General features: G+C 73.5%; 4 protein-coding genes. 3 read left to right on the plus strand and 1 reads right to left on the minus strand.

What is annotated here, in order from left to right; genetic code table 11:
• The first annotated feature begins 18 nt into the window (after nt 1-18).
• The 3 genes from ACSNOC_RS27560 to ACSNOC_RS27570 are packed head-to-tail and all read left to right on the plus strand — an operon-like array spanning nt 19 to nt 1392.
• The gene (locus ACSNOC_RS27560) at nt 19-462 is read left to right on the plus strand and encodes a roadblock/LC7 domain-containing protein (protein ID WP_436750298.1); all 444 of its coding nucleotides are present in this window, start codon (nt 19-21) and stop codon (nt 460-462) included.
• The gene (locus tag ACSNOC_RS27565; RefSeq protein ID WP_436750299.1) at nt 459-830 is read left to right on the plus strand and encodes a DUF742 domain-containing protein; all 372 of its coding nucleotides are present in this window, start codon (nt 459-461) and stop codon (nt 828-830) included. The genes ACSNOC_RS27560 and ACSNOC_RS27565 overlap by 4 nt, the downstream gene beginning before the upstream one ends.
• Nucleotides 811-1392 carry a GTP-binding protein gene (locus tag ACSNOC_RS27570; RefSeq protein ID WP_436750300.1) on the plus strand — a complete coding sequence of 194 codons (582 nt, stop codon included), beginning with the start codon at nt 811-813 and terminating at the stop codon, nt 1390-1392. Before ACSNOC_RS27565 ends, ACSNOC_RS27570 begins: the two co-directional genes overlap by 20 nt.
• Here the strand turns inward: ACSNOC_RS27570 and ACSNOC_RS27575 are convergent.
• A partial coding sequence (locus tag ACSNOC_RS27575; RefSeq protein ID WP_436750301.1) for an FCD domain-containing protein occupies nt 1365-1915 on the minus strand: 551 nt, incomplete at its 5' end. The two genes, ACSNOC_RS27570 and ACSNOC_RS27575, sit on opposite strands and share 28 nt — an antisense overlap.

The following is a 1915-nucleotide window of genomic DNA, read 5'->3' on the forward strand; positions in this document are numbered from 1 at the left end:
ATTCGACAAGGAGTACCCATGACGGCGACGCAAGCCGGTGAGGGCGGGCTGAACTGGCTGCTGGACGGCCTGGTGGCCAAGACGCCCGGGACCCTGCACGCCATCGTCCTGTCGGAGGACGGCCTGCTGGTGGGCGCCTCCGCGTCGCTGGCCCGGGACGACGCCGAGCAGCTGTCCGCGATCGCCTCGGGGCTGCAGTCCCTCGCCCAGGGCACGAGCCGCCATTTCCGGGGCGGCGACGTGCGGCAGACCATGATCGAGATGGACGACCTGTTCCTCTTCGTGACCGCCGCGGGCACCGGCGCCCGGCTCGCCGTCCTGGCCGGCGCGGGCGTCGACATCGGGACGATCGCCTACGAGATGACCCTGCTCGTCCGGCAGGTCGGCACCTTCCTCACGGCCGCGCCCCGGGTCCCCGGGAACGGGCTGCCCGCGGGGGCGGCCGGGGGTGAGCCTGGATGAGGCACTGGTCGGAGGACTCCTGGGACGGGGAGCGCAGTGGCCCGGTCGTCCGCCCCTACGCCCTGACCCGGGGCCGCACCCAGCCCAGCCGGCCGGAGATCGAGCTGATCTCCATGGTCAGCACCGTCCGCCTGCCGGGCCGCACGGCCCGGCTCCAGCCGGAGCAACTCAGGGCCCTGGCCCTGTGCCGGACGCCGACCGCCGTGGTGGAGGTCGCCGCGCGTCTGGCCCTGCCGGTCGGCGTCGTGAAGATCCTGCTCGGCGACCTCCTCGACCACGAGCTGATCGCCGTGACCTCGCCCGACGCCTCCGCCGCGTCGGACGTCCGATTCCTCCAGGCGGTGATCGATGGCATCCGCCGGCTCTAGCCCGGTGCTCCACCCCGACGCGGCGACCGGCAAGATCGTCGTCGCGGGCGGGTTCGGCGTCGGCAAGACGACGCTGGTCGGCTCGGTCAGCGAGATCGCGCCGCTGCGCACCGAGGAGCTGATCACCGCGACCAGCGCGGGGGTGGACGACCTCGCCGGTGTCGAGGGGAAGACCACGACCACGGTCGCGCTGGACTTCGGCCGGATCACGATCAGCCCGGAGCTGGTGCTCTATCTCTTCGGGACGCCGGGCCAGAACCGTTTCTGGTTCATGTGGGACGACGTGTCACGGGGCGCGCTGGGCGCGATCGTCCTGGCCGACGCCCGCCGCCTCGACATCAGCTTCGCCGCCGTCGACTTCTTCGAGCACCGGGGCATCCCGTTCGTCGTCGCGGTCAACTGCTTCGACGGCGTCCGGGCCGCAGAGCTGCCCGACGTCGCCGCGGCGCTCGACCTCGCCCCCGGTACGCCGGTCATGCACTGCGACGCCCGCGACCGGGCCTCGGTCAAGGAGGTCCTGCTGACCCTCCTGCATCACGTGCTGACGACCGTCGCGGTCTGATCCGGGGCCTGATCCGCCGCCGGTTCCGGGGCCTCGGGCGGGGCTTCCGGCGGGGCGTCCACGGCGCCGCGGATGAGGAGGCGGGCGGTGTGCGCGATGTGCTCGCGCAGCAGCCGGGCGGCGAGGTCGGCGTCGCGGGCGACGGCCGCGTCCAGGAGCCCGCGGTGCTCGCCGGCGATGTCGCGGTCCGGCTCCTGCCCGAAGGAGACCGACCAGTGCAGGTACAGCTCGGCCTCCTCGCGCAGCGCGCGGGCTATGGAGAGCATCCGGCGGTTGCGGCAGCCGTCGAGGAGGGCGAGGTGGAACGCGGCGTGCGCCGCCGCCCAGGCGTCGGAGGGGTGCGCGGTGTCGTCGGGCCGGGTGAACGGGGTCCGGTCCAGCACGTGGTGGGCGGCGACGAGCCGTCCCTCCCACGCCATGTCGCCGTCGAGGACGGAGAGCCGCAGCACGGCGGACTCGATCTCGGTCCTGGCGAAGGTCAGGTCGGCCAGTTCCTCGTAGGACAGCGGGGTCACCGAGAAGC

The organism is Streptomyces sp. URMC 129, assembly GCF_051386415.1.
In the GTDB taxonomy this organism is placed as follows: Bacteria; Actinomycetota; Actinomycetes; order Streptomycetales; family Streptomycetaceae; genus Streptomyces.